This window comes from Mesorhizobium sp. M7A.F.Ca.US.007.01.2.1 (genome assembly GCF_003998165.1).
Classification (GTDB): domain Bacteria; phylum Pseudomonadota; class Alphaproteobacteria; order Rhizobiales; family Rhizobiaceae; genus Mesorhizobium; species Mesorhizobium ciceri.
The window spans coordinates 29,652-54,453 of the sequence record NZ_RZQP01000017.1; the positions used below are offsets into that span (position 1 = coordinate 29,652).

Here is a 24,802-nt window from a genome sequence, read left to right on the forward strand (position 1 = left end):
TCCCGAGTCTCAGCCCTGCGCCGGCCTGCGTTCGACGATGTAGATGTGGTCTGCCGCCAGCACCACGTCGCCGCGCTGGTTGATCACCTCGCACCGCTCGATCACCCGTCCTGAACCCGGCCGCTTGGGATCGTCTTCCTTGACCGCGATGGTGGTGCGCGTGCGGATTGTGTCGCCGATGAACACCGGCTTGATGAAGCGCAGCCGGTCGTAGCCGTAGGAAAAGGCGACAGGGTTAACGACGCTCGCGGTCAGCCCGATGCCGACCGAGAACACCAGCGTGCCATGCGCGATGCGCTGGCCGAATGGCGTCGTCTTCATGTACTCGGCGTCCATGTGGTGCGGAAAGAAATCGCCGGTGTGGCCGGCATGGACGATGAAGTCGGTCTCGGTGATGGTGCGGCCGCTTGTTAGGCGCGACGCGCCAATCTCGTAATCCTCGAAATACTGGATCTGTTCCATCAGGGTCTTTCCGCAATCGGCGTCGCCGGTGCCGCGCTCGACTGATACGCCGCCTCGACCAGCGCCATCGTGCTCCAGGCATCTTCGACGGGGCTTATCAGCGTATCATCTTCTCCGGTCGCAAAGCGCTGGACATTGGCCATGCGGCCGACGAAGGCATCGGGAAACCACTCGCCGGCCAAAGGCACGGCGATCCAGCCCGTTCCGCCCTTCGGATAGATCTCCAATACATCCGGTTCGCCCTGGGGATAATCGAGGTTGAGACCCAGCTTGAGATAGGCGGCACCCTCTGTGCCGCAGATGCGGAACTCGCAGGCCTGATGCCGGCGACCGAATTTGTGGTCGTGGTTGATCGACAGCGCGCAACGCACGGTGTCGCCATAGTCGAGAATGGCGCTGGTGCGCGTCTGCGCCACCTTATGGTTGGGATGGCCGAGCGTCTTGGCGTGCACGCCTCTGGGGTCGCCGAGCAACTGCCGGATCAGGTCGAGATAGTGGATCGAATGCATGGCGATCTCGACGCGCGGCGCCTTGAGCAGGAATTCCCAAAGCTCCCATGGTGTCGCCAGCGCCAGCCAGGCGTCGAAGTCGACGATCTCGCCGAGCCAGCCCTTGCCGATGGCATCCTTCAGCGCCAGCATCATTGGCGCGAAGCGCAATTGGAAGTTCACCGCCGCGTGCAGCCTCCTGGCGCGGCAGATTTCGAGGATCGCGGTCGCCTCGGCAAGATTGCTGCCCATCGGCTTCTGGATCAGCGCCACCGCGCCGTCAGGCAAGGACTTCAGCACATCGGCATGATGCGACGGCGGGGTGGCAAGGTCGAAGATCGCGCCCTCGACAGCAGTCGCTTCTTCGACCGAGCCAAAGGCCGTCACGCCCCATTGGCTGGCCAGCTTTTCAGCCCTGACATGATCAGGATCATAAAGCCCGGCAACCGGAAAGCCGGCCTTCCGGTAGGCTGGGAAATGCGCGTCGCCGACGATCGATCCCGCGCCGAAGGTGACGATCGGCCGGGGTCTTGAGGGTTTTGGCCAGGATTGAACGAGCAAGGCAGGGTCGAAGCCGCCTTCAGTCATGATGGAAGACCTCATCCATCTCGGCCCACCACTCGCCCTCCTTGCGGGTCGCCAGCGGCTCCTGGCATGGCATGCAGACGGCCCACCATTCCTGCGTCTTCGGGTCGGCCGCCATCTTGGCCATGTCGGCGGCATAGTCGGTGCCGTGGTATTCAAAATAGGAAAACAGCAGGTTCTCCGGCCGCTTCAGGTAGATCGAATAATTCTTGATGTTGCAGGCCGAGATCATGGTCAGCACGCCGGGCCAGACGGCGGCATGGAGGCGGACATACTCCTCGACCTTTTCCGGCTTCAGTCCGAGAATCATCCCCATCCGCTGCATATCAGTCTCCTATTTGGTGATCGCCGTGGTGAATTCGGCGATGCTCATGGCCTTGACCCCGTCCCAGTCCCAATCGATGCCGATGCCCGGTTCGTCGGGCGCCAGCGCCTGGCCATCTTCGATGCGCATGCGCTTGCCGGTCAACTGGTCGAGCTGCGGAATGTACTCGACATATCGACCGTTCTGAACAGCGCAGGTCAGGCTGACATGCAGTTCCATCAGGAAATGCGGGCAGACCGGAATGTCGAAGGCCTCTGCCGCGTGCGCGATCTTGAGCCATGGCGTGATGCCGCCGATGCGGCCGACATCGACCTGCACGATCGAGCAGGCGCCTTTCTGCATGTACTCGCGAAAATGGCGGAGGGAGTAGAGCGACTCGCCGATGGCGATCGGCGTCGGCGTCGAGTTCGACAATCGCACATGCCCGTCAATGTCGTCTGCCGGCAGCGGTTCCTCGATCCAGGCGAGGTCGAGCTCACGCAGCCTCGCAGCGCGCCGGATCGCTTCGTCGACCGAAAACCCCTGATTGGCGTCGGTCATGATCTCGTAGCTGTCGCCGACCGCCTTGCGCACCGCCGACAGGCGGGCAAGATCCTCCGACCCGTGCGGCCTGCCGATCTTGACTTTCGAGCCGCGAAATCCCTTCGCCTTGGCGGCCAGCGCATCGTCGACCAGCGCCTGCGTCTCGATGTGCAGCCAACCGCCTTCGGTGGTGTAAAGCGGACAACGATCCTTGGCGCCGCCGGCCAGTTTCCACAAAGGCAGGTTTTGCTTCTTGGCCCGCAGATCCCAGAGTGCTGTATCGATGGCGGCGATCGCGATGGCGGTGATGGCACCGATGGTCGTGGCATGGGTGGCGAATTCGAGATCGTGCCAGATCGCCTCGATCATGTCGGGATCGCGGCCGATCAGGCGCGGCACCAGATGGTCCGAGAGCAGCCGCATCACCGACGAACCGCCGGTGCCGATCGTGTAGCTGTAACCGGTGCCGACCGCGCCGTCGGAATCGGTGATGGTCACGATCGGCGTTTCCTGGCTGACGAAGCTCTGGATCGCGTCGGTGCGTTTGACCTTGGGCACAAGGTCCACCATCCGAAGGTCGACTTTCTCGATTCTGGCCATGCCGATCAGCTCCGCAATGTCTTTCCGGTCTCAGTGGCAAACAGATGCGCCTGCGACATGTCGAGGCTCATGGCGACGCGCTCGCCCGGCCGGAGTGGCCTCGGGTTCAGCATGCGCGACACCCAGTCCGTGCCGTTGAATTCAACGAACACCAGTGTCTCGTTGCCGAGCGGTTCGGTGACCGTGATCGGCAGCTCGACCTGGTGGACGTCTGCCGCGCCACCGGAACTGATGCCATGGCCGGTTGGGTAGATGTCGTCCGGCCGCAGCCCGAACACGACCTTGTCGCCGGTCGCGACATTGGCCTTGAACTGGCCGGGCAGCGGCAGCTTCTCGCCGCTGGCGAAAACCATCTGGCCGTCATCGATCGTCGCCTCGTGCAGATTCATCGGCGGTGAGCCGATGAAACCGGCGACGAAGCGCGTCGCCGGCCGCCGGAACACCTCGTCGGGCGTGCCGACCTGTTCGATATGACCGTCGCGCATGATGACGATGCGGTCGGCAAGCGTCATCGCCTCGACCTGGTCGTGGGTGACGTAGATCACCGTCGACTGCACCTTTGCATGCAGTTTCTTGATCTCGGTGCGCATCTGCGTGCGCAGTTTGGCGTCGAGATTGGAAAGCGGTTCGTCGAACAGAAACACATCGGGGTCGCGCACGATGGCGCGGCCCATCGCGACGCGCTGGCGCTGACCGCCGGACAGTTGCGACGGGCGGCGGTCGAGCAACGTGTCGAGGCCGAGGATGGCCGAGGCCTCGGCGACGCGGCGGTCCATGTCTTCTTTGGCGGCGCCGGCGATCTTCAGGGAGAAGCCGAGATTCTCGCGCACCGTCATGTGCGGATAGAGCGCATAGGATTGGAACACCATCGAGATGTTGCGCGAGCGTGGCGGCAAATCGTTGACGATGCGTCCGCCGATCTCGATCGAGCCGGCGCTGATTTCCTCCAGCCCGGCGATCATGCGCAGCGTCGTCGACTTGCCGCAGCCGGACGGGCCGACCAGCGCAATGAACTCGCGGTCGGCAATGTCGAGATCGATGCCGTGCACGATCCCAATAGTGCCGTAGCGCTTGGTCAGCTTGGTGAGGGTAACGGTTGCCATGGGATCAGCCTTTCACCGCGCCGGAGGTCAGGCCGCCGACAAGGTGTTTCTGGACTATGTAGGTGAGGGTGAGCGCCGGGATGATCATCACCACGGCCAGCGCGCACATGCCGCGCCAATCGATGGTGAACTCGGCCGTGTAGTCGAGCAGGCCGACCGGCAGCGTCTTGGCGCTCACCGAGCGGGTCAGCTGCGAGGCCAGCGCGAACTCGTTCCAGCAGGTCAGGAAGGCGAAGATCGCGGCCGACGCAATGCCCGGTCCGGCGAGCGGAAACTCGACCTGCCAGAACGCCTGCCAGCGGGTGCAGCCATCGATCTGCGCTGCTTCCGCGAGGTCCTTGGGCACCTGGCGGAAGAAGCCGTCGATCAGCCAGATGGTGAACGGCACGTTGAGCGCGACATAGGCGAGGATCAGCCCGAAATGGGTGTCGATGATGCCGAGCCGCACATAGAGGAAGAACAGCGGCAGCGAGAGCGCGATGCCCGGCACGGTGCGCGTCAGCATCAGGCCGAGGAAGACGCTCGATTTACCGCGAAAACGATAGCGGGCGAACGCATAGCCGCCTGCCATGCCGATGGCCACCGCAATCACCGTCGAGGTCACCGAGATGATCAGCGAGTTGCGGAAATATTCAATCACCGGGATGCCGCCCTTGCCGATGCCTGAGAACATCGCGACATAGGCGTCGAACGAAATCTCCTGTGGGATCCACACCGGTGGCTTTGCCATGATCTCGACCGTCGGCCGCAGCGACGACAGCACGATCCACAGGCCCGGCAGGCAGATGGTCAGCATCGCCAGGAACAGGCCGATGCGATAGACGATGCCGAGCAGCCGGCGCTTCAGGCGGGCGGAAGAATTCTCGTCCATCTTCACCACTCCGCACCGATCTGCGTGCGCGCCGCGGCGAGCTTGTTGAAGAAGTAGACGGTGAAGGCGATCGACAGCAGGATCGAAAAATAGGCCATGGCGTTGGCCATGCCCATGCGCCCGTCGCTGTAGGCGGTGCGGGCCACCAAGGTCCATAGCAGTTCGGTGCGGCCCGCCGGTCCGCCATCGGTCATGATCTTGACGATGTCATAGGCGCGCGCCACGTCGAGCGAACGGATGGTCATGGCGATGTAGGCGAAGGGCATGACGAATGGCCACGTCACATAGCGGAATGTCTGCCACGGCGTGCAGCCGTCGACCCGCGCCGCCTCGATCGGCTCCTTGGGCATGGCGAGCAGGCCGGCGAGGATCAGGATGGCGAAGATCGCCGTCGACGACCAGATCTCGGCGATCGAGATGGCGATGAAGGCGAGATGGCCCTCGATCAGCCACGGTATGGCGTCTCGCGTGATGCCGAGCGACTGCAGCGCATTGTTCACCAGGCCGATATTGTCGTTGAACATGAACTTGAATTGGAAGCCGACCAGGATCGGCGAGAACATCATCGGAAACATCATCAGCGTGCGCAGGATGCGCTGGCCGCGCGTCGCCTTCTCGACGAGCATGGCGAGGCCGAGCCCGAGCAGCATTTCGAGATTGAGCGCGATGGTCAGCAGCAGAACCGTGCGACCGAAGGCCCACCAGAAGTCGGTGTTGGACAGGATCGAAAGATAGTTCCGGATGCCGATGAAGACGTAGAACGTTTCGGGCCGCGTCAGGCGGAACGGGGTGAAGCTCGAATAGAGCGACAGAAGCAGCGGCACCACCACCACCGCCGCCAGCACGATCATGGCCGGAAGCAGCAGCAGGAATGGCGCGGATGGCTTGAAGCCCTTCATCAGAATCCTTGAGTGTTTGTATTTGGACGGCGGTGCGTTGGCTGGGCGCGAAGGGTTAGCGTAAACCGCTGGCATCCCGCGCAACGCGATCGCCTCCCCCATTGCTGATGGGGGAGGCAGCCCTGGGAGCCGTTGCTAGAGCTTGCCGGCGTCCTGGAGGATTTGTGTCGCCTTGGCGGCGGCTTCATCCAGTGCCTGCTTCGAGGTCTTGTCGCCAAGGATCGCCGCCTGCAGCTCGGGATAGACGGCGTTCGAGATTTCGATCCATTCAGGCGTCTGCGGCACGGCGAAGGCGTGCTTGGCCTCTTCCTGGAAAGCGGTAAGAACCTCCTTCTTGTAAGGATCGTTTTCGGCCTGCTTCAAATCCCAGTCCCAGACCGCGGTGCGGGTCGGCAGCGGACCGGCGGCGGCCTCGAGCTTCTGGCTGTCCTCGTTGGTCAGCCACCAAACCAGGGAAGCCGCGGCCTCCTTGTTCGGGCAGTTCTCGGTCACCGAGAAGCCATGGAAGCCGGACCAGCCGGTGCGCTTGCCGGACGAACCCTTCGGCGCGACTTTGACGCCGACATTGCCGGCGACCTTCGACGACTTCGGATCGTTGAAGAAGCCGGCCCAGCCCGGCCAATCCAGGTTGATGGCGACAGTGCCGGACGCAAAGCCCTGGCCGAGATCGTCCCAGAGATAGTTGGTGGTGCCGGCCGGCACAGCCTTGGCCTTGTAGAGGTTGACGAACCAGTCGAGCGCCCGGATGCCGGCCTCGGAGTTGAAGACCGGCTTGCCGTTCTTATCGAGATATTCGCCGCCCTCGGCGACGACCATCTCGTAGAAGCGGCCGTTGATCGCCTCTTCCTTACCGGCGAACTGGGTGCCGTAGAAATTGGGCGGGTTGGCGAAGAACTCGGCCTGGTCGGTGACTTCCTTCCAGGTGTCCGGCGGCACCAGGTCATAGCCGTATTTCGCCTTGAACTTGGTCTTGTTGTCGGCGTTCTCGTACAGGCGCTTCTGGTAGTAGAGCGCCGAAACGTCGAACTGCGCACGCGGCAGCATCTCCAGCTTGCCGTCGATGGTTGCCGCCTTGATCGTCGACGGCACGAAGGCGTCGATCTCTTCCTTCGGCAGCAACTTGCTGAGGTCGGTGTAGAGGCCGGTATATTGCGGCGCGAAGGAGGAATGGTTCCAGCCGACGCACCAGTTGGTGCTGCCCGAGGCGATGTCGGACTTGAGCTCCTTGTCGATATCGAAGCCGTTCTTCTTGGTCAGGATGTTGACCTTGGCGCCGGTCGCCTTCTCCCATTCCGGGATCCGTTCGTAGAGCTTTTCATATTGCTGGCCGCCGATCAGCTTCACGTCGACGGTCACGCCTTCGAACTTGCCGGGCAGGTCGCCGGCAAGGGCTGCGCCTGCACCAAATGCAAGCAACAATGCACCGGCGGAGACGCCGGAAAGCAGTCTGTTCATTGGTATCCTCCCTGGGTGCGCCTTGGCCGGCGACCGCAACTCGTCTGATGACAAGAAGTGCTACATTCATATACAAACAAAACATTCATAGACACGTCAAGGCGAAATTTGTTTCCGCCGCGCACGTTCCTGCGTATATGAAGGGCGAAATTCACTGGAGGATGAGCCCATGGACGACAGCGAAGACGAGCGCTATCGCGCACCGGCGCTCGACAAGGGGCTCGATATCCTTGAACTGCTGGCGGGCGTCGACGGTGGCCTGACCCAGGCCGAAATCGCCAAGAAACTCGACCGCAGTCCCAACGAATTCTATCGCATGCTGGACCGGCTGGTGCGGCGTGGCTACGTCACGCGCCTCGACGGCGACCGCTATTCGCTGACGCTCAAGCTGTTCGGCCTGGCACAGCTGCACGCGCCGGTACGGCGGCTGGTCTCCTATGCGACGCCGCTGATGCGTGAGCTTGCCGAGACATCGCAGCAGGCCAACCAACTCGTTGTTTTTGATCGTGGTTCTGCCGTCGTCATCGGTCAGCAGGAAGCACCGAACTACTGGGGCATATCGATCCGGGTCGGCTCCCATATCAGTCTGTTTGACACCGGCTCGGGACATGTGCTGCTCGCCTTCCGCTCACCGGAAGAGCGCCAGATGATGATTTCCGAACACGTCCGCAGCACCGACAAGACGGCGCAATCGAGCGAGTTCTTCACCCGTCTCGACCAGATCCGCGACCGTGGCTACGAGATGATGGCTTCGATGCAGACAGCCGGCGTCTTCAACCTGTCGGCCCCGGTGCGCAGTTCCGACGGCAAGGCGATCGCCGCGCTGTCGATTCCCTACATCACGGTGGTCAACGCGCCTTCCGCACCCGATATCACCAGGACAATCGAACTGTTGCTGGCAACGTGTGAAAAGCTGTCGCACCTTGCTGGATCAGCAGTCGGCTCATCGGTGTGAATTCTTATTTGAATGAAGAATTCTCTCGTGAGATGATTTGAAAAGCCAGAGGGAGGAGCCTCGCCATGATCATCGACACCCATCTTCACCTCATCGATCGCTCGGCCCTGCGCTATCCCTGGCTCGCCGGCGTGCCGGCGCTCAACCGCGATTTCTCTTATGAAGACTACGCGACGGAGGCGCAGCGTGTCGGCGTCGAGCGCGTGCTGCATATGGAGGTCGATGTCGATCCGGCCGACATCGAAGCCGAGACGGCTCGTGTGGAAGGGCTGTCACGGCAGCCCGGCAGCATGCTGGCCGGGGTGATCGCGTCCTGCCGTCCTGAGGAAGGAGACTTCGCGGCCTATCTCGAACGGCAGCGGGCAAACCCGTTCGTAAAGGGCTTTCGCCGCGTCCTTCATGTTGCGCCCGACGAGCTCTCGGAAGGTGCGGTGTTCCGCGACAGCATCAAGCGGCTTGGCGGCACCGGCCTGACCTTCGATCTCGTCGTGCTGCCGCACCAGATTCCCAAGGCTATCGTGCTTGCCGACCTGGCACCCGATGTGACGTTCGTCCTCGACCATTGCGGCGTGCCCGACATCAAGGGCGGAGCCGAGCACCCGTGGCGCGAGCATATGAGCGAGATCGCCTGGCGCCCGAATGTCATGGCCAAGATTTCCGGTGTCGTCGCCTATGCCGATGCCGGCAGCTGGACGGTCGAGACGTTGCGGCCGTACGTCGAGCACACCATCAATTCATTCGGCTGGGACCGCGTCGTCTGGGGCAGCGACTGGCCGGTCTGCACGCTAGGCGGCGGCCTGTCGACCTGGGTGGCGGCGACCCATGCATTGCTCTCGGGCTGCAGCATTGCCGAGCGCGACAGGCTGTTGTCCGGCAATGCCCGCAAGCTGTGGCGGCTCGACTGACAGGTCCTTTCAGATGGTTGCCGAGACGTGCCGTTCGCGGCCATAGAGCGAAACCAGCAGCACGATGACGAAGCCGAGCGCGGCCTGCACTGCCGCGGGCTGGAAGCCGAGGCCGATGAGCAGCGTGTTGATCTCGATCAGCACCAGCACGCCGGCGATCGTGCCGAGATAGCTGCCCCGGCCGCCGACCAGTGCTGCGCCGCCGACGACGACCGCTGCGATGGTCTGGAACAGATAGGGCTGGCCGACATCGCCATAGGCCGAGCCGGTGAAGCCGAGCAGCAGCACGCCCGCGACAGCGGCGAAGAAGGCGCTTGCTGCATAGGTGATGACCCACATGCGAACCGGGTCGATCAGCGCCAGCGGCGCCGCTCCCGGATTGCTGCCCAACGCATAGAGGCGGCGGCCATAGGGCGTCCGCTCCAGCACCAGCACGACCAGCGCCGCCAGCACGACCAGGCTCGGCACCAGCCACGGCACCGGCAGCGGGCCGGCCGATCCGCCGATCGAGACGAAGCTGGAAACCGCTTGTGGCGCGGAGCCTGACGGGAAGCCGGCTGTCCACAGCAGCACCAGCCCTTGCACGACCATGCCGATTCCGAGCGTGACGATGAGCGGCTGGATGTCGAGGCTGCGCGAGATCAGCCCGTTCAGCCCGCCGATGACGAGCGCCAGCGCGCCGACCAGGCCGCAGACGAGAAAAAAGTTCCAGCCATCGCCATAAAGCTGCGCCGCCACGACATTGGCAAAGCCGATGACGAAGGGGATCGAAAGGTCAATGCCGCCCATGATGACGACCAGCGTCTGGCCGATCGAGGCCACGGCGAGCAGCGAGGCGAGCACCAGCATGGCGCGTATCGCAAACGGCGCCGAGTAGCCGGGAATGAGAATTGTGCCGGCAAGGTGCAGAAGGGCGGCGACGCAGAAGGCGCCGACGACGCGGGCGTTGGTTGTCGCGAAGAGGTTTTGGCGCAAAACCATGTCAGCGTCTCCCCATGGCAAGACGTTCCTGCAGCGCTGTCAGCATCACCGCCAGCACCAGGATCGCGCCGTAGGCGATCTGCAGCACGAAGGTCGAGACGTTGAACGTCGTCAGCACGCTCTGCAGCAGGAAGATGTCGATGGCGCCGATGGCGGCACCCGCCACGCCACCACGGCCGCCGGCCAGGCTGACGCCGCCAAGTGCTACGGCGGCGATGGCGATCAGTGTGTAGGTCGGCCCGATATTGGGATCAGCCGAGCCGATCAGCGCGGTCAGCATCAGCCCGGCGCATCCGCCGAGGATGCCGGTCATGACATAGGCGATGAAGCGCACGCGCGTGACATCGACACCGGCGGTGTAGGCGGCGCGGTCGTCGCTGCCGACCGCCATAAGCTGGTCGTAGTATGGTGTGCGCCGCACCAGCCACCAGGCGACGAGCATCGCCGCCAGCGGCAGCATCGACAGCGAACCGGACAGCGCCTTGAGCCAGGCCGGCGCTGGGCCGATCGGCGCCGGCAGGATTGTCAGCGTCACGCCGGTCAGGATCAGATAGGTGCCGAGCGTGGCGACGATCGGCTGAATGCGCACGATTGTCGCCAGGAAGCCGTTCGCCGCGCCCACCAGCGCGCCGACGAGCAACGCCGCCGGAACGAGCACCAAGGGCGACGAGATGCCGGTGCCGAGGAACAGCACCTGGATCGTCAAAGCGTTGACAAAGCCCATCAATGGCCCGACCGAGATGTCGATTCCGCCACGCCCGGCGAGGATGACAGGCGTTGAGGCGATGGCAGCACCGATCAAGGGCGCCGCCAATCCGACCAGCGCCCCCCAGGAACCCGGCTGGAACCGTCCCGGGCTGAGGATGAGATTGACCGCAAGCAGCACGACCAGCAGCACGACGGCGAAGCCGAAATTTCGCCCAAGGGACAGGAGGCGCGCAACAGGGCTCATGCCGCACGTCCGAACATGGCTGATATCACGCCGTCGGTGGTGAGGGCGTTGCCGGCGATCTCGGCCGCGACTTCATTCTCACGGAACACCAGCACGCGCTGGCACAGGAGAAGAATCTCCTCGATTTCGCTGGACAGGATGACGAGCCCCATGCCGTCGGCCGCCAGCCCGCGAAACACGTCGTAGAGAACATGCCGCGTCGCCACGTCGACGCCACGCGTCGGATCGTTGAGGAGCAGGATCGCGGGCTCCAGCGCCAAGGCCCGCGCCAGCAGCACCTTCTGCTGGTTGCCGCCCGACAAAGTGGTGATCGGCGCATCGGGCCGGGGTGCGGCGATTGACAGTTTTTCGCGGTAGATGTCGTAGCGCGCCTTGCGCGCCGCCGGGCTGATCAGGCCGAGCCGTGTGTCGCGCGACAGAGTCGAAACGGCGAAGTTGTCGAGCACCGACTGCGTCGGGAAAATGCCGTTGGCGCGTCGGTCGCGCGGCAAATAGGCGATGCCGCTGGCGACAGCCTTGCGAAACCCGGTGATCTTACGGGACGCATCCGATGCACCGAGTTCGATCGAGCCGCCATGCGGCGGTTCCAGGCCAGCAAGCATCTTGAGAAACAGCTCCTGGCCATGACCATCGAGGCCGGCAAGCCCGACGATCTCACCCGGAGCGATTGCCTGCGTGATCGGGCTGGCGCCGGGCGCGATGACGAGTTCGCGAACGGCAAGACCACCAAAATCGAGAGCGGTGCGATCAGCCATGCGCAAGCTCCGCGGCGGTACGTGGCGCCATTGTCTTGAGAAGCTCAGCCGGCGTCGAAGCGCCGCGCTCTTCGGTGCGCACCACGCTGCCGCCCCGCAGGATCGAGATGCGATCCGAAAGCGACATCACCTCGTCCATGCGGTGGGTGATGAACAGGATCAGGCAGCCCTCGCCGGCAAGCGCACGCATCAACGAAAAAACGGATTCGCGATCGGCGAAGTCGAGCGCGGCGGTGACCTCGTCGAGGATCAGGATCTTTGGGTTGCGCACGATCGCGCGAGCAAGGACGACCAATTGCTGCGCGGCGAGCGGCAGCAGGCCGGCTGGCATGTCGAGAGGGACGTCGGTGACCGCGAAGCGCTTAAGCGCAGCTTTCGCCCGGTCACGGCGCTCGTTGCGGGGCACAGCGCGCCGGACCAGCCCGTCGAGGCCGAGCAGGATGTTGTCGGTCACGCTGCGATCCGGCGCGATCAGCACCTCCTGGAACACCGTGGCGAAGCCTTGCGCCTGGAAGGCCGAGGGGTTGGCGCCCGAGAACGGCTTGCCGTGCAGGAGGATCGCGCCGCTGTCCGGCTGGACGATGCCGGACAACAGCTTGACCATCGTGCTCTTGCCCGAACCGTTCTCGCCCAGGATGGTGTGGATGGTTCCCGCCCGAAACGCGATCGATGCGTCCGCGAGCGCGATCGTCTCGCCATAGCGTTTGGATATGGTTTTGACTTCAAGCATGTCGCATTTCGATGCTGGCAGGCCGGCTCCCCGAAAGGAGCCGGCCTGTTGAGAGATTAGCAGGCGTCACTTTGCACAGGCATCGGGCACCTTCGAATAGTCCCAGCCCTTGGTTGGCGCCGGGTTCGAGAAATAGGCGTCGAGCCATTCCTCCGGCATCGGATCTTTCGGCGGGATCGGGAAGATAGACACGGCGTCCGTCGTCATGCAGTCCTTGTACCAGGCACCGAGATCGGCGGTGTGGACAGGCGGGATCGGGATCAGCAGCGTGTTCAGCTTCGGCTTCTGCCCGTCGAGCATGCGCTCGCCGACGCGGAATAGCGTCTGCGCGGTCCAGTGCGGCAGCACCGCATGGCCTTCGAAGCGGTACTTGTCGGGGTTTGCCTTCCAGTAGCCCAGCGCATCGCCGGTGATCGAGCCGGTGATCAATGGTGCGGGCCGGCCGGCTTCTGCGAAGGCTTCGGCGACGACGCGGCTTTCGCTGCCTGTCGTCCACACTGCATCGATCGGCGCCGGGTTGGTGGCGATCGCCTGCAGCACCACGGTCTTGGTGACGTTGGCTGTCCAGTTGCCATTGACATTGCGCGAGATCTTCAGCTTCGGATTTTCAGTCAGCGCCTTGTCCGCGCCCTGGCGCTCCTGCACCACGATCGGGTGTCCGGCGATGCCTTCGACCAGAAGGATGCTGGCGCCGTCCGGCTGCGCCTTGCCGATCGCCGCCATCATGTCGTAGCCCCAGCGCGCATAGTTGGAATCGACATTGATGGCGTTCGGGCTGGTCACCGAACCGGCAGCGGTGATGAACGGAATGCCGGCTTTGGCGGCAGCGTCGATCGCATCATCGAGTGCCGTCGCCGAGCCCGGGATCGAGGTGATGATCGAGCACTTCTTGTCGATGAAGGCGCGGATCTGGTTGATCTGCTGGCTGGCGTCGTTGTTGGAATCAGACACCTCGAAGCTGGACACCGTTCCGTCGGCGATCAGCCCGTCGACGAGACGCTTCAATTCCTTGGTCACCGTGACCCGCCACGGATTGCCCTGGTAGGATTCCGAGTGGCACCATTTCCACGGTTTCGGCGGCGCTGTGAAATTGTCCCAGGCCGAAGGCAGCACCTTCTGCGGCGCGCCGTCATATTGCGCCTTGAGTTCGGTCGGCAGCCCGCCGATGACGCCTTGCACATCCTGCGCAAAGGCGGTCGTTGCAAGCGAGGCAAGCGCGGTTGCGGCCAGCAGGCCGCGGATCATTCCTGTCATCTCGTTCTCCTCCGTTCGGTTTGGTTCAGGCTCCTCCACCGGCAGCGCCGGACACCTGCACCGGGGAACTCTCCCGAAACAGGCGATTGAGATCGGCAACGACCTGTCGGGCTTGATGCCGGGAGGTCATGCCGGAAAGGATGCATTCGGATGCTGCTTGCTGGAAAGTCATGTAGCCGTCGTGGCGCGGCCGCACCCATGCACCCTCCAGCGTCGCGCGCGTATCCCGATAGAAGTCGCCGGTCGCTTCATTGACAGCCTGGTCCTCCCAGGCCGCTGCATGGCCGGGCTGGCCGCCGGCGGCGGCATAGGCGCCACGCTGGACATCGCCGCTCGCGACCCAATAGGCGAAGTCGATCGCGGCATCCCTGGCTTTGGAAAAGGCTGATACGGCTATGCCGGTGCCGCCAAGCGCCGAACCGACCGGGCCGCCGGAACCGATGACCGGAACGTCGGCAAAGGCCAGCCGGTTCGCCCGAAAGCCAGCCGTCGCATAGGAAACGTAACCATAGATCAGTGGCGCGCAGACGAACCTGGAACCGGCCTCCGCCATACGTTCGGAGACGGCAATCGGGTCCATCTCGAAACACGCGGGATCGACCAGCGCTGCGATCTCGCGCATTGCTTCGAAGACTTGGCTACCGATCTCCACATCGATCAGATCGTGGGACGGATCGGTCGTACAGGCATGCCCGAGATTGCCGGCAAGCGTGTAGAACACCATCAACACGTGAGGCGGCCGCAGCGGCAGCAGCACGCGGCCTTGCCGGGCGAGATCGAGCACCTCGCTCCAGTGCGCCGGTGGCGCCGCGATCGCATCCGGACGCCATGCCTGGACCTGCGTTGCCGCATCGATCGGGAAAGCCCATTGCCGTCCTTGCCAGTTGTAGCTCGGATAGGACTGGCCGATGCTGCCCGAGGCAAGAGCCATGCGTTCCACCTCGCGTCCGGCGACATCCAGCGGCTCCAGGCAGCCTTCGGCCGTGATCTGGCCGACATGCGGATGGTCGATGACGATGAGGTCATAGGCGCGCGCCAGTTCTTCGACCGGGAAGGATTCGAAGTCCTGCAGCGAGCGCTTGTCCCATTCGATGGCAATACCGGTCTTCTGCTGCCACAGCGCCGAGCAGGCGACCATCGGATCATAGCCACGCGGATGGCTCCAGGTCATGCCTTTGAGCTTGGGCGAACTCACAGGCCGAACTCCGCGCGGATGGCGGCACTGTGCTCGCCGATGCGGGGCGCCGCCCGATCGGCCTTGGCTCTTATGCCATCGACCCGGAGCGGCGAACTGGTGGTGAGGATCGAGACATCGTCCTCGCGCGTCACAGTCTGCAGCATGCCGAGGGAATGGAACCCTTCGCTCGCCAGCATCTCCGGCCAGGTCAGCACTTTGGCGCACCAGATGTCGGCCGGCTCGAGGATATCAAGCCACTCGTCGATCGTCTTGGTGGCGATCCGCTGTGCAATGATCGCCTTGATGTCGTCGCGCGCGGTGAACCACGACGCAGGCTTGTCGCGATAGGGTGCGAGTTCGCTGAGCGACAGGAGATCGGCCAGCTTGGGGATCGGCGTCATGGCGATGGCGAGGTATCCGTCCTTGGCCGGGTAAACACCGTAAGGCGCCGACAGATAGGCATGCGCGCTGCGGAAGCTGGAGCGCCTGGGCAGCCGGCGGCCGTCATTGAGATGCGTCGTCAGCACCTCGAACTGGAAATCGACCAGCGCTTCCAGGAGACTGGTTTCGATATGGCTGCCCTGGCCGGTGATGCCGCGCCGCACGAGTGCGGCCAGAATGCCCTGCGCGCAGGCGGCACCGGCCAGCATGTCGCCGATGGCAAGACCGAACGGCACCGGCCCTTGGTCCTCATCGCCGTTCAGCCACATCACGCCGGAGCGCGCCTGCGCCAGCAGGTCTTGGCCGGGTCTCTTGACCCATGGTCCGTCTTCGCCATAGCCGCTGATCGAGGCATAGACCAGCCGCGGGTTGATCTTGCGGACCGCCTCATAGTCCAAGCCGAGCCGCTCGATGACGCCCGGCCGGAAATTCTGGATCAGCACATCAGCCTTGGCCAGAAGGCCGCGCAACGCCTCGAGATCGGCCTCGTTCTTGAGGTCGATGGCAAGACTTTCCTTGGCCCGGTTGATGGCGTGGAAGATGGTGGAATCGCCGCCGATCTCGGTGTCGCTGAGATAGAGCCGGCGCGACAGGTCGCCGCCATCCGGACGCTCGATCTTGATGACGCGGGCGCCGAGATCGAGCAGCCTGAGCGAGCAATAGGGCCCGGACAGGAACTGGCTCATGTCGACGACGACGAGACCGGCGAGCGGCAATTCGGCTGCTGCCGGCATGCTATTTCTCCGTCTTGCCGACGAAGTCGGCCGGGTTGCGGTACTTCACCGTCTGCAGATGCTCGCAATACAAAACGAGCTCGCCTTCGCCCTTGAACACCTCATAGCTGGCGCGGATCAGCCCCATTTCCTTGTAGCGGGGCTTCTTGTCGAGGTTGGAGCGGATCGAATAGATCGTGTCGCCAATGAAGACGGGTTTTATGAAGCGGAGCTTGTCGTAGCCATAGGAGAAGGCATTGACGCAGTTGGTGGCGACCAGCCCCAGGCCAGCCGAAAAGACGAAGGCGCCGGCGATCAGCCGCTTGCCGAAAATGCCTTCGTTCTCGGCAAACATCTGGTCCTGCACATAGGGGTGGATGTCGAGCACCAGCGTGTTGAACAAATGGCTGTCGCCTTCGGCCATTGTGCGCCGCAACGAGCGGATCTTCTGGCCGACGGGCCAGTCCTCGTAGAACCAGTTCTCGGCATTCCACACCGGCAGCGCGGCGTGATCTCCGGGCATGTTCTTAGGATGCGTCGAGGCGACGCCGACGGTAGGTGCGAAATCGTTCATGGTCGGCACCGCCAGACCTGCATGGGGCACGTCACAGCTATCGGAAAACGCATCAAGGCGTCGAAATACAAGACGTCTCCTCCCGCCAATCTTCTTTTGTAAATAGTATTTTCACATATGAGGTTGCGTTGCAAGCGTGAACAGGCGAAATTTTGGCTGCTCCCGCGCGCCAAAGCGCAGGCGGGTAGGGGAGGAAATCATGCGCGAGAATTGTCTGGTCTTTGTCGGCAGCCTGAACCGCGAGGCGCCGTATTTTCAGGGCGCTCGGGGCGTCGGCCTCAGCGTCTACAGCTTTGACGAGACGACGCTGGAAACACGAAAACTGGCCGAGACCAACGACGTCGACAATCCGACCTTCCTCTCGGTGACACCGGACGGCTCGCGGATCTACGCCAACTCGGAAGTGTTCACCTGGCGCGAGGGCACCGTCTCAGCTTACAGCTTCGATCGAGCTTCGGGGACGCTCATTTATCTGAACAAGCAACCGTCGCTCGGCAGCATAGCCGCCCACAACACCATCACCCGCGACGGGACAAAACTGCTGGTCGCCAATTACGGCATGGGCGAGGGCGGCCCGGATCGTGCGGTGGCTGTCTATGGCTTCGAAGAGAACGGCGCCTTGTCGGCGCCGCTCGCCAGCGTTTCGCATGAGGGCAGCGGCCCGAATGTGGCGCGGCAGGAACGCTCGCATGCGCACAGCGTCACCGAAACCATCGGCGGGGGAACAGCCATCGTCGCCGACCTCGGCACCGACCGGCTGGTGTCTTACCGGATCGAGCGCGAGGGCAATCTGGCCAAGCTAACCGAATCCGCTTTGCCATCCGGCGCCGGTCCACGCCACCTCGCACTGCATCCGAACGGACGCTTCGTCTTCGTCATGAACGAACTGGATTCGACCATCGTGTCGATGGCGCTGGACGAAGCCACCGGCAAGCTCTCGATCATCGACGCAAAGCCGGCAGTGCCGGCCGAGGCACGCGACAGCAACCACTGCGCCGATATCCAGATCTCACCGGATGGCCGTTTTGTCTACGGCTCCAACCGCGGCCATGACAGCGTCGTCATCATGGCGGTCGACCAGCAGACAGGGTCGCTCAGCCTCGTCAGCTATATCCCTTGCGGCGGCGCGACCCCGCGTAACCTGGCGCTGACGCCGTCAGGCGGCCATCTGTTTTCCGCCAACCAGAATGGCGACCGCATTTCGATCTTCGCCCGCGACGCCGACAGCGGCATACTGACCGACACCGGGCGCGCCATCGAGATCGGCACGCCGATGTGCGTCAAGATCGTGCGCTGAACGCCCACAACTGCGAAACCTCGGAAAAAATCGCCCGAGGCTCAAGCCTGTTGTATTGCCGAGAGCTTCCAGTTCGATCCATTCTCACGCACGAAAGTCCACAGCTCGGTCGTCTCTGTCGGATGACCATCGTCGCCCGCGACGATTTTGCCGCTGGCCCGTTCGCGCGTCACGTCACGAGATTCGTAGCGCAAGGCGGCCGTGGCGTAGTCGCGCTCATCCTCGCGCCAGCTTTCCGCGATGTCGGCCTGCAGCAAGGTGATATCAGTTACTTCGTTCCTGAGACCTTTCTGGGCATTGTCGGCCAACTCTTCCGACAGATAGGATACCATTTCGGGTGTAACCGCCCGGCGCAGAGCGACATGGTCTTCGCGCCCGAATGCTTCCTGGACATCGGTCAGCAGCTGCTGGAATGCGTCGAGATCCGTCTGGGCCAGCGTGATCTCCTCGGAGGCGGCGGCCGGAGAGCCTCCACCTGAACCGCCGCCGAAACCGGGAATTGTGAAGGAGCCTGCAGTCTGCTGCCCTGCCGTTGAGCGGTTCTCAAATCGCGAAGCCTGGACATTGTCGGCACCGGCGAGCGTCGGCGCGGGGCCGCGCGCGGATTGCGAGCGGAAGAACCTGATGGCCAGCATGATCGCGCCACCGATCAGCAAGGCCTGAAGCAGGAAACCGAACATGCCGGCCAGGCCGCCGAAGCCCTGACCCAGAAGCAGGCCGAACAGGCCACCGAGCAACAGGCCGCGCATCATCGTTCCACCGAAACCGCTCATGAAGCCGGGCCTCTGCAGGCCGGCCTGCGGCTGCCGGGCCGCGTTGTTCACACCGGTGTTGGGCGTCATCGACCGCTCGACCGGAGCGGTCGGTGCTGGGGCCGTCCTGGTCGGCGGTGCCGATTGGAACGTACGCATGCCACGACTGCCGAAACTGCCGCCACGACGGGCCTCGGCATGGTCCATCGCAACCATGGAGAATGCAAGGAACAGTCCTGCAAAGAGGGCTGCAAATCGGCTGGTGCGGGAAATCATCGGAGATGAACCTTTGTCGATGTGGTTTCGGAAGTTTCAGCAAGTGCCGGCCTGGATGTCGGGCATCATGCGGTCAGTCGAACAACTCTTCGAAGAATGATTTCTTCCGCTTCGGATAGCGGTGACCGTGCGAGCGGGAATAATCGTCATCGCGGCTCTGGCCATGTTGTGGCTGGGAGAATGCTGCCGGCTGTGGCTGCGGCGCGGGCGCCGCTTCCCTGCCGGAACGCTCGATGATCTTGTCGAGTTCTCCTCTATCAAGCCAGACGCCGCGGCACTGCGGACAGTAGTCGATTTCGATACCCTGGCGTTCGCTCATCACGAGCGCGACGCGGCAGGAGGGGCAAACCATACCGAGGAGGGAAGTAGATGTCATACGGGGCTCCAAACCGAAAAGAATGAGCCCGCTTGACCGAAAGAATGGAAACGGGCCCGTTAAAGCGGTCCGACATCACAATCGCCAAAAGCGACAGTCAGAGGGGCCCGGCCCGCACCGGACAGTTAGGGATGCAAAGCCGCGGCTTCAAGGTCGATATTGCCCTGCAAGAATGATTTGTTCGCCAGCGTTGCTCAGGCAGTCACCACGATTCAAATCGTCACCAGATCTCAGATCGTCACTACGATCTCAGATCGTCACTACGATCTCAGATCGTCACTACGATCTTGCCGAACTGCTCGTTCGACTCCAGGTAGCGGTGCGCCTCGACGATTTGGTCGAACGCGAAGGTCCTGTCGATGATCGGCCTCAGCGTTCCGTGCTCCAGACCTTCGACGATAAACGCCTTGGCGGCCTCGAGTTTCACAGGGTTGCCGGTGATCTCGTGGACGAGGTAGCCGCGCAGTGTCAGCGTCTTGCTCAGCACCGCTGGCAGAGGGAATGGCGTCGGTTCGCGGCTGAGACCGCCATATTCGATGAGGATGCCGCCACGCGACATGGCCGCTGTGAGTGGCTCGAAGATCGGGCCGCCGACCGCATCGAACACGACGCGCACGCCTTCAGGCCCTGCGATCTCATTCAGCCGTGCCGCCAAATCCTCCTCGGCCAAGGTGACGACTTCAGCCGCGCCGGCGTCGAGCAGGGCCTGCCTCTTCGCCGATGTCCGCGTCACCGCAATCGCTGTTGCACCGACCCTGTTGGCGATCTGGATTGCCGCAAGCCCGACGCTGCTCGAGGCTGCGGTGATCACCACGTGGTCTCCGCTGTGCAGCCCGGCGATATCGATCAGCGCGCCATAGGCGGTGAGATACTGCATCCAGACGGCCGCTGCCGTCTGCCAGTCGAGCGACGGCGGATGCTTGACGACAAGTCCGGCGGGGTAGGTGGCAAACTCGCCATAGGCCGGCCAGCGGATCATCGATTGCGGCGGGATAACACTGACGCTGTCGCCCGGCGCGAAATCCCTCACACCGTCGCCAATAGCCTCGATGACGCCCGCTGCCTCAAGGCCAAGCCCCGAGGGGAGCGTCGGCGTCTCGATATAGGAACCCGCGCGCAGCAGCGCTTCGGCGCGATTGAGGCCGAGTGCCTTGACCCGGATTTGAACTTCGCCCGAACCCGGTGGGGAAAGCGCGACATCCTCGATGCGCAGAACCTCGGGACCACCATGCTGGTGAAAGCGAACTACGCGTGTCATTCGGGATACTCCAAATCATCAGAACCGAATGAGCTATGCAGCCGGTCTTGTCGGGGATAAATGGCTGTAAGAGAAGAACAGTAGAAACCAGGAGTTCCGAATATGGATCGGCTTGAGAGCATGGCCGTGTTCGTCAAGGCGGTCGATCTCGGCTCGTTCGCGGCCGCGGCGGTCGCGCTCGACCTCTCCGGACCGATGGTCGGCAAGCATGTCCGGTTTATCGAGGAGCGGCTGGGCGTGCGGCTGCTCAACCGGACCACGCGACGGCAGAGCCTGACCGACTTCGGCCGCGCTTACTATGAACGCTGTCGGGTGGTGCTGGCCGAGGCCGAAGCCGCCGATGCGCTCGCCGCCGAACAGTTTTCGGAGCCACGTGGAAAACTGCGGGTCACCATGCCGGCGCATTTCGGGCGCCATTGCGTGACCCCCGTATTGCTGAAGCTGGCCCGTCAATATCCGATGCTGGAACTCGACCTGTCGCTCACCGACCGCTTCGCGGATCTTGCCGAGGACGGCTACGATCTCGCAATCCGCACCGGCACTCTTGACGACAAGGTGGGGGTGATTGCGCGTCGCGTCGCGCGTCAGGGCATGGTCGTCTGCGCGGCACCCTCTTATCTCAGAATTCATGGCGAGCCGCAGCGGATCGAGGATCTCGCCGACCATCAGGCGATTGTCTACCGCCGGCTCGGCCAGGTCGTTCAGCCGTGGTTGTTTGTGCGCGAGGGGCAACCCACGCTCGAGATCACGCCAACCGGACGGCTGCGGCTCGACGATCTCGATGCCATCGCTGACGCGGCCGCCGACGGCATGGGGCTGGCCTGGCTGCCCTGGTGGCTGGTACGCGACCGCATTCAGGCCGGCGCGCTGATGGCGCTGTTGCCGGACCAGCCGCGATATCTCTACGACTGCCACGCGCTTTGGCTGCAGACACCGCATCTGCCGCTGAAGGTGCGGCTGGCCGTCGATGCGCTGGCCGTCGCCTTGCCGAAATCGATGGCCTGATTGACAATCGCCGCCGCTCAGTTGAGATCGCGCCGATACTCCTTGACCTCGCTGCGGTCGACGATCCGCTCGTCTCCGTCATGGGCAGTGATGTGGGTCTCGATCCGCCAGACGTCGCGCAGCGCGCGCACCGTCGCCGTCACTGAAAGGCGCGCCTGCCAGTCGCCGCGGCCATAGGATTTTTCCCAGGTGCAGGTGCCGACCGCCGAGGTCGGGTCGTCGGGGTGAATGGAGAACCGGTCGACATGCTTCGCTGAAAGGACGATTCCCGTATGCGGATGCCGCACCGTGCCGCCATCATTGACGACTTGGTAGACGGTCTCGCCAGTGACCTGGTCTGTCGAAACCGAGCGCTGAAAGCCGTCGCCCTTGGCCAGAACCTCCTGCTCCATCGGCGCGGCGCTTTCCGGAGCCAGGAAGGTCCCCAGCGTGTCGTCCAGCTTCTGCGGCGCGCGCACCGGCAGGATCAGCCGGCTATCGCCGCAATGGATCGACAGCGTCGCCTGCTCGGCGGTCGGAAAGACGATCGGCCAATGCGATGTCGCCAGTGCCAGCCGGATACGCTCGCCAACCTCGAAACGCTGCCCGCAGCAGCGCAGCTTGATGCGGACGGTCTCCGCCCGGCCCGGCACCATGGGTGCGATGTCCAGATCATCGTTGCGATGGCTCAGATTGAGGATGCCGTAGCTGACGCGCGAGGCAGCACCTTCCGGGAACACTTGCGACAGCGTGGCGGACAGAAGCGCAACCGGCTTGTCGGAGGAGAGCTTGACCTCGAATTCCGGGAAACCAAGGATCTCGACCGCTTCGGTCAACGGCGCCGTCTCGAAGATCAGGGCATTGCCTTCTTCCGTGCGCTGGTCGATCGGCAAGGTCGGCATGACGCCATAACCGCACCAGGCGCCGGAAGACAGGCCGGCCGTCTGCGGCGATGAAATCTCCAGGATCGTGTCTTCGCCCCTGGCCTCGCTCAGCACATGAGGCGCAAGGTTCAGCACCTTTTCGCCAATGCCCGGTCCTGGCCATGCCGGCTCGGCGACCCAGCGGCCGGGCCGCTCGTCATAGATCGCCGCCGGCCGTGCGGGATCCTGAATCCAGGCGCGCAGCATCGGCTCGTCGGCAATGCCGGTGTTTATGCCCTTGAGATATTGATCCCACCAGCGCAGGCACTCCTGCAGGAAGCCGATGCGCGGTCCTGGCATGGCGAAGTGCGGATATTTATGGCCCCAGGGTCCAATCAGCCCTTTGCGGGGACCGCTTAGCTTTTCCAGCATCCGGAAGATCGGATTGGGGTAACCGTCGGCCCAGCCGCCGACGGCGTAGACCGGGATTTCGACATCGGAATAATCCTCGCAGATCGAACCGTGCTTGTAGAAATCGTCGCGGCGCTGGTGTTCAAACCAGTCCTGCATCCAGATGCCATTGCCATTCAGCCGTTGTTTCCAAAGATCGCGCCAGCGGTCGCCGACAATGAGCGGGTCGGGCGGGGTCATGGCGATGGCCCAGGCGGTGGTTCCCCACATCAGATTGTCGCACATCATCGCGCCGCCGAGATAATGCACGTCGTCGTTATAGCGGTCGTCGGTCGAGCACAGCGAAACGACGGCTTTCAGCGCCGGCGGCCGGCGGGCCGCGACCTGCAGCCCGTTGAAGCCGCCCCAGCTGATGCCGATCATGCCGACGCTTCCCGAGCACCAGGATTGCCTCGCCAGCCATTCGATGACCACCAGGCAGTCATCCTGCTCCTGCTTCAGATACTCACCCTTGCACAGCCCTTCGCTGTCGCCCGAGCCGCGCATGTCGACCCGCACGCCGGCATAGCCGTGACCGGCGAAATAGGGATGCGTCAGCGCATCGCGCTCCACCGTTCCGTCACGCTTGCGATAGGGCAAATATTCGAGGATCGCCGGCACGGGATCGCTCTCCGCGTCTTCCGGCAGCCAGACACGCGCCGCCAGCTTGACGCCATCCGGCATCGGAATCCACAAATTCTCGATCTCGCGGATTTTGCGCGGGAAATCGGTGACGACGCGGATATCTTGCATGGCGGCTCCTCTCAACGCCCCGGCCGACACTTGCGCCGGTGGCGATCCTTATGTGTTCAGCGGGAAATGGCAGGTCAGACGGCTGTCGCCGACCGAGGCCGGGACGGGGACATCCAGCGCGCAACGGCCCTCGGCCTGCGGGCAGCGTGTGTGAAACTCGCAGCCTGAGGGGCGCGCCAGCAAGGACGGAACGTCAGCCGGCAGCGTGATGCGCTGATGCACCCTGTCGGGATCAGGCTCGGGATTGGCGGAGAGAAGGGCCGCCGTATAGGGATGATGCGGGGCGCGGAAGATCGCTTCGGTTTCGCCCTGCTCGACGAAGCGCCCGAGATACATCACCGCCATGCGGTCGGCGATCTGGCGCACGACATGCAGATTGTGGGTGATGATCAGCATCGACAGGCCCATGCGGTCGCGCAGGTCGTTGAGCAGGTTCAGCACCTCTCCCTGCACGGAGACGTCGAGGCCGGCGGTCGGCTCGTCGGCGACGACCAGCACCGGGTCCAGCGCAATCGCCCGCGCTACGCCGACGCGGCGCGCCTGGCCGCCAGATAGCTGGTGCGGGTAGCGGTCGGCGAAATCGCGCGGCAGCCCGACCAGCGCAAGAAGCCGTGTGACTTCAGCGTTGAGATCGCGATCCGACAAACCGTGGATGACGAAAGGCTCCGACAGCAGCGAGCGCACGCTGAGCCGCGGCGACAGCGATCCGACCGGATCCTGGAACATCATCGGCATGCGCCGCCGCACCGGTTTCATCGCGGCGTTGGACAGGCCTTGCAGTTCCTGTCCTTCGAACACGATCGTGCCTGCTTTCACCGGCTGAAGACCGTTGAGGGTGCGCGCCAGCGTCGTCTTGCCCGAGCCGGATTCGCCGACCAGCGCGAAGGTGCTGCCTCGTTGAAGCGTGAAGCTGACGCCGGAGACCGCTTCGATTTCGGTGGCCCGCCCCGCGAGCCTGGCGGACAGGCCGCCAACCCGGAACGAGACGCGCAGGTCGCTGACACGGAGCAGGTCTTCGTTCATGCGCTCATGGCCCCCAGTGGAAC

The 24,802-nt window shown here is 63.6% G+C and carries 25 protein-coding genes; 4 read left to right on the forward strand and 21 right to left on the reverse strand.

Annotated elements, in window-relative coordinates; translation table 11 throughout:
• Window positions 1-9 precede the first annotated feature (9 nt).
• From EN949_RS05485 to EN949_RS05520, 8 genes are all read right to left on the reverse strand, one after another.
• The gene (locus EN949_RS05485; protein ID WP_027163926.1) at window positions 10-465 is read right to left on the reverse strand and encodes a MaoC/PaaZ C-terminal domain-containing protein; all 456 of its coding nucleotides are present in this window, start codon (window positions 463-465) and stop codon (window positions 10-12) included.
• The gene (locus tag EN949_RS05490) at window positions 462-1,538 is read right to left on the reverse strand and encodes a Gfo/Idh/MocA family oxidoreductase (protein WP_127365739.1); all 1,077 of its coding nucleotides are present in this window, start codon (window positions 1,536-1,538) and stop codon (window positions 462-464) included. The genes EN949_RS05485 and EN949_RS05490 overlap by 4 nt, the downstream gene beginning before the upstream one ends.
• Window positions 1,531-1,860, reverse strand: coding sequence for an L-rhamnose mutarotase (locus EN949_RS05495; RefSeq protein ID WP_127365738.1), 330 nt, complete (start codon window positions 1,858-1,860; stop codon window positions 1,531-1,533). The genes EN949_RS05490 and EN949_RS05495 overlap by 8 nt, the downstream gene beginning before the upstream one ends.
• A 9-nt stretch (window positions 1,861-1,869) precedes the next feature.
• Entirely contained in the window at window positions 1,870-2,982 is a 1,113-nt protein-coding gene (locus tag EN949_RS05500) for a mandelate racemase/muconate lactonizing enzyme family protein (RefSeq protein WP_127371079.1), read from the reverse strand.
• Window positions 2,983-2,987: 5 nt separating this feature from the next.
• Window positions 2,988-4,085: a sn-glycerol-3-phosphate ABC transporter ATP-binding protein UgpC gene (ugpC, locus tag EN949_RS05505; protein WP_127371080.1), complete on the reverse strand. Its 1,098-nt coding sequence runs from the start codon at window positions 4,083-4,085 to the stop codon at window positions 2,988-2,990.
• A gap of 4 nt (window positions 4,086-4,089) precedes the next feature.
• Complete coding sequence (locus tag EN949_RS05510; RefSeq protein WP_063171551.1) at window positions 4,090-4,956, reverse strand: carbohydrate ABC transporter permease; 867 nt, start codon at window positions 4,954-4,956, stop codon at window positions 4,090-4,092.
• Window positions 4,957-4,958: 2 nt separating this feature from the next.
• Window positions 4,959-5,855 (reverse strand): sugar ABC transporter permease, encoded by an 897-nt coding sequence (locus EN949_RS05515; protein ID WP_013533025.1) that lies wholly within the window; start codon window positions 5,853-5,855, stop codon window positions 4,959-4,961.
• Between the two features lie 135 nt (window positions 5,856-5,990).
• Window positions 5,991-7,310 (reverse strand): sugar ABC transporter substrate-binding protein, encoded by a 1,320-nt coding sequence (locus tag EN949_RS05520; protein ID WP_127366852.1) that lies wholly within the window; start codon window positions 7,308-7,310, stop codon window positions 5,991-5,993.
• Window positions 7,311-7,479: 169 nt separating this feature from the next.
• Between EN949_RS05520 and EN949_RS05525 the strand changes: the two genes are divergently transcribed.
• Window positions 7,480-8,265, forward strand: coding sequence for an IclR family transcriptional regulator (locus tag EN949_RS05525; protein ID WP_013533023.1), 786 nt, complete (start codon window positions 7,480-7,482; stop codon window positions 8,263-8,265).
• Window positions 8,266-8,330: 65 nt separating this feature from the next.
• Entirely contained in the window at window positions 8,331-9,170 is an 840-nt protein-coding gene (locus tag EN949_RS05530; protein WP_127366851.1) for an amidohydrolase, read from the forward strand.
• 9 nt (window positions 9,171-9,179) lie between these two features.
• Here EN949_RS05530 and EN949_RS05535 read toward each other — a convergent pair whose 3' ends face one another.
• The 8 genes from EN949_RS05535 to EN949_RS05570 all read right to left on the reverse strand — a co-directional run bounded on the left by EN949_RS05535 (window position 9,180) and on the right by EN949_RS05570 (window position 16,747).
• Entirely contained in the window at window positions 9,180-10,151 is a 972-nt protein-coding gene (locus EN949_RS05535) for an ABC transporter permease (RefSeq protein WP_127371081.1), read from the reverse strand.
• 1 nt (window position 10,152) lies between these two features.
• Window positions 10,153-11,103, reverse strand: a complete 951-nt coding sequence (locus tag EN949_RS05540) for an ABC transporter permease (protein ID WP_013533020.1) — start codon at window positions 11,101-11,103, stop codon at window positions 10,153-10,155.
• Entirely contained in the window at window positions 11,100-11,858 is a 759-nt protein-coding gene (locus EN949_RS05545) for an ATP-binding cassette domain-containing protein (RefSeq protein ID WP_063171555.1), read from the reverse strand. The genes EN949_RS05540 and EN949_RS05545 overlap by 4 nt, the downstream gene beginning before the upstream one ends.
• Window positions 11,851-12,588 carry an ATP-binding cassette domain-containing protein gene (locus tag EN949_RS05550; protein ID WP_013533018.1) on the reverse strand — a complete coding sequence of 246 codons (738 nt, stop codon included), beginning with the start codon at window positions 12,586-12,588 and terminating at the stop codon, window positions 11,851-11,853. The genes EN949_RS05545 and EN949_RS05550 overlap by 8 nt, the downstream gene beginning before the upstream one ends.
• A 66-nt stretch (window positions 12,589-12,654) precedes the next feature.
• Window positions 12,655-13,842, reverse strand: coding sequence for an ABC transporter substrate-binding protein (locus EN949_RS05555; protein WP_024502499.1), 1,188 nt, complete (start codon window positions 13,840-13,842; stop codon window positions 12,655-12,657).
• Window positions 13,843-13,867: 25 nt separating this feature from the next.
• Window positions 13,868-15,037 (reverse strand): extracellular solute-binding protein, encoded by a 1,170-nt coding sequence (locus EN949_RS05560; protein ID WP_127366697.1) that lies wholly within the window; start codon window positions 15,035-15,037, stop codon window positions 13,868-13,870.
• Entirely contained in the window at window positions 15,034-16,194 is a 1,161-nt protein-coding gene (locus tag EN949_RS05565) for a CaiB/BaiF CoA-transferase family protein (RefSeq protein WP_024502501.1), read from the reverse strand. The genes EN949_RS05560 and EN949_RS05565 overlap by 4 nt, the downstream gene beginning before the upstream one ends.
• Window position 16,195: 1 nt before the next feature.
• On the reverse strand, window positions 16,196-16,747 hold the full coding sequence (locus tag EN949_RS05570) for a MaoC family dehydratase (RefSeq protein ID WP_013533014.1): 552 nt from the start codon (window positions 16,745-16,747) through the stop codon (window positions 16,196-16,198).
• 199 nt (window positions 16,748-16,946) lie between these two features.
• On the opposite strand from EN949_RS05570, the gene EN949_RS05575 reads away from it, so the two are divergent.
• A complete protein-coding gene (locus EN949_RS05575; RefSeq protein ID WP_127366696.1) occupies window positions 16,947-18,044 on the forward strand; it encodes a lactonase family protein in 1,098 nt (365 codons plus the stop codon).
• A 41-nt stretch (window positions 18,045-18,085) separates the two neighbouring features.
• On the opposite strand, the gene EN949_RS05580 is transcribed toward EN949_RS05575, so the two are convergent.
• From EN949_RS05580 to EN949_RS05590, 3 genes are all read right to left on the reverse strand, one after another.
• Window positions 18,086-19,072, reverse strand: a complete 987-nt coding sequence (locus tag EN949_RS05580) for a Tim44 domain-containing protein (RefSeq protein ID WP_127371286.1) — start codon at window positions 19,070-19,072, stop codon at window positions 18,086-18,088.
• Window positions 19,073-19,145: 73 nt separating this feature from the next.
• Window positions 19,146-19,448, reverse strand: a complete 303-nt coding sequence (locus EN949_RS05585) for a zf-TFIIB domain-containing protein (RefSeq protein ID WP_024502504.1) — start codon at window positions 19,446-19,448, stop codon at window positions 19,146-19,148.
• Between the two features lie 268 nt (window positions 19,449-19,716).
• Window positions 19,717-20,706 carry a zinc-dependent alcohol dehydrogenase family protein gene (locus EN949_RS05590; protein ID WP_127366980.1) on the reverse strand — a complete coding sequence of 330 codons (990 nt, stop codon included), beginning with the start codon at window positions 20,704-20,706 and terminating at the stop codon, window positions 19,717-19,719.
• Window positions 20,707-20,808: 102 nt separating this feature from the next.
• On the opposite strand from EN949_RS05590, the gene EN949_RS05595 reads away from it, so the two are divergent.
• Window positions 20,809-21,711, forward strand: coding sequence for a LysR family transcriptional regulator (locus tag EN949_RS05595; RefSeq protein ID WP_127366979.1), 903 nt, complete (start codon window positions 20,809-20,811; stop codon window positions 21,709-21,711).
• A gap of 17 nt (window positions 21,712-21,728) precedes the next feature.
• Here the strand turns inward: EN949_RS05595 and EN949_RS05600 are convergent, their stop codons facing one another.
• Window positions 21,729-23,756 (reverse strand): CocE/NonD family hydrolase, encoded by a 2,028-nt coding sequence (locus EN949_RS05600; RefSeq protein WP_127366978.1) that lies wholly within the window; start codon window positions 23,754-23,756, stop codon window positions 21,729-21,731.
• Window positions 23,757-23,804: 48 nt separating this feature from the next.
• Window positions 23,805-24,802, reverse strand: a 998-nt coding sequence (locus EN949_RS05605) for an ABC transporter ATP-binding protein (protein WP_348630605.1), incomplete at its 5' end; no start/stop codon positions are given.

What these genes read in the sequence shown, in the direction of transcription:
- EN949_RS05490 (WP_127365739.1), bottom strand. Translation starts at nt 1,538, where the DNA reads ATGACTGAAGGCGGCTTCGACCCTGCCTTGCTCGTTCAATCCTGGCCA.
- EN949_RS05495 (WP_127365738.1), bottom strand. Translation starts at nt 1,860, where the DNA reads ATGCAGCGGATGGGGATGATTCTCGGACTGAAGCCGGAAAAGGTCGAG.
- EN949_RS05500 (WP_127371079.1), bottom strand. Translation starts at nt 2,982, where the DNA reads ATGGCCAGAATCGAGAAAGTCGACCTTCGGATGGTGGACCTTGTGCCC.
- ugpC (WP_127371080.1), bottom strand. Translation starts at nt 4,085, where the DNA reads ATGGCAACCGTTACCCTCACCAAGCTGACCAAGCGCTACGGCACTATT.
- EN949_RS05510 (WP_063171551.1), bottom strand. Translation starts at nt 4,956, where the DNA reads ATGGACGAGAATTCTTCCGCCCGCCTGAAGCGCCGGCTGCTCGGCATC.
- EN949_RS05515 (WP_013533025.1), bottom strand. Translation starts at nt 5,855, where the DNA reads ATGAAGGGCTTCAAGCCATCCGCGCCATTCCTGCTGCTGCTTCCGGCC.
- EN949_RS05520 (WP_127366852.1), bottom strand. Translation starts at nt 7,310, where the DNA reads ATGAACAGACTGCTTTCCGGCGTCTCCGCCGGTGCATTGTTGCTTGCA.
- EN949_RS05525 (WP_013533023.1), top strand. Translation starts at nt 7,480, where the DNA reads ATGGACGACAGCGAAGACGAGCGCTATCGCGCACCGGCGCTCGACAAG.
- EN949_RS05530 (WP_127366851.1), top strand. Translation starts at nt 8,331, where the DNA reads ATGATCATCGACACCCATCTTCACCTCATCGATCGCTCGGCCCTGCGC.
- EN949_RS05535 (WP_127371081.1), bottom strand. Translation starts at nt 10,151, where the DNA reads ATGGTTTTGCGCCAAAACCTCTTCGCGACAACCAACGCCCGCGTCGTC.
- EN949_RS05540 (WP_013533020.1), bottom strand. Translation starts at nt 11,103, where the DNA reads ATGAGCCCTGTTGCGCGCCTCCTGTCCCTTGGGCGAAATTTCGGCTTC.
- EN949_RS05545 (WP_063171555.1), bottom strand. Translation starts at nt 11,858, where the DNA reads ATGGCTGATCGCACCGCTCTCGATTTTGGTGGTCTTGCCGTTCGCGAA.
- EN949_RS05550 (WP_013533018.1), bottom strand. Translation starts at nt 12,588, where the DNA reads ATGCTTGAAGTCAAAACCATATCCAAACGCTATGGCGAGACGATCGCG.
- EN949_RS05555 (WP_024502499.1), bottom strand. Translation starts at nt 13,842, where the DNA reads ATGACAGGAATGATCCGCGGCCTGCTGGCCGCAACCGCGCTTGCCTCG.
- EN949_RS05565 (WP_024502501.1), bottom strand. Translation starts at nt 16,194, where the DNA reads ATGCCGGCAGCAGCCGAATTGCCGCTCGCCGGTCTCGTCGTCGTCGAC.
- EN949_RS05570 (WP_013533014.1), bottom strand. Translation starts at nt 16,747, where the DNA reads ATGAACGATTTCGCACCTACCGTCGGCGTCGCCTCGACGCATCCTAAG.
- EN949_RS05575 (WP_127366696.1), top strand. Translation starts at nt 16,947, where the DNA reads ATGCGCGAGAATTGTCTGGTCTTTGTCGGCAGCCTGAACCGCGAGGCG.
- EN949_RS05580 (WP_127371286.1), bottom strand. Translation starts at nt 19,072, where the DNA reads ATGATTTCCCGCACCAGCCGATTTGCAGCCCTCTTTGCAGGACTGTTC.
- EN949_RS05585 (WP_024502504.1), bottom strand. Translation starts at nt 19,448, where the DNA reads ATGACATCTACTTCCCTCCTCGGTATGGTTTGCCCCTCCTGCCGCGTC.
- EN949_RS05590 (WP_127366980.1), bottom strand. Translation starts at nt 20,706, where the DNA reads ATGACACGCGTAGTTCGCTTTCACCAGCATGGTGGTCCCGAGGTTCTG.
- EN949_RS05595 (WP_127366979.1), top strand. Translation starts at nt 20,809, where the DNA reads ATGGATCGGCTTGAGAGCATGGCCGTGTTCGTCAAGGCGGTCGATCTC.
- EN949_RS05600 (WP_127366978.1), bottom strand. Translation starts at nt 23,756, where the DNA reads ATGCAAGATATCCGCGTCGTCACCGATTTCCCGCGCAAAATCCGCGAG.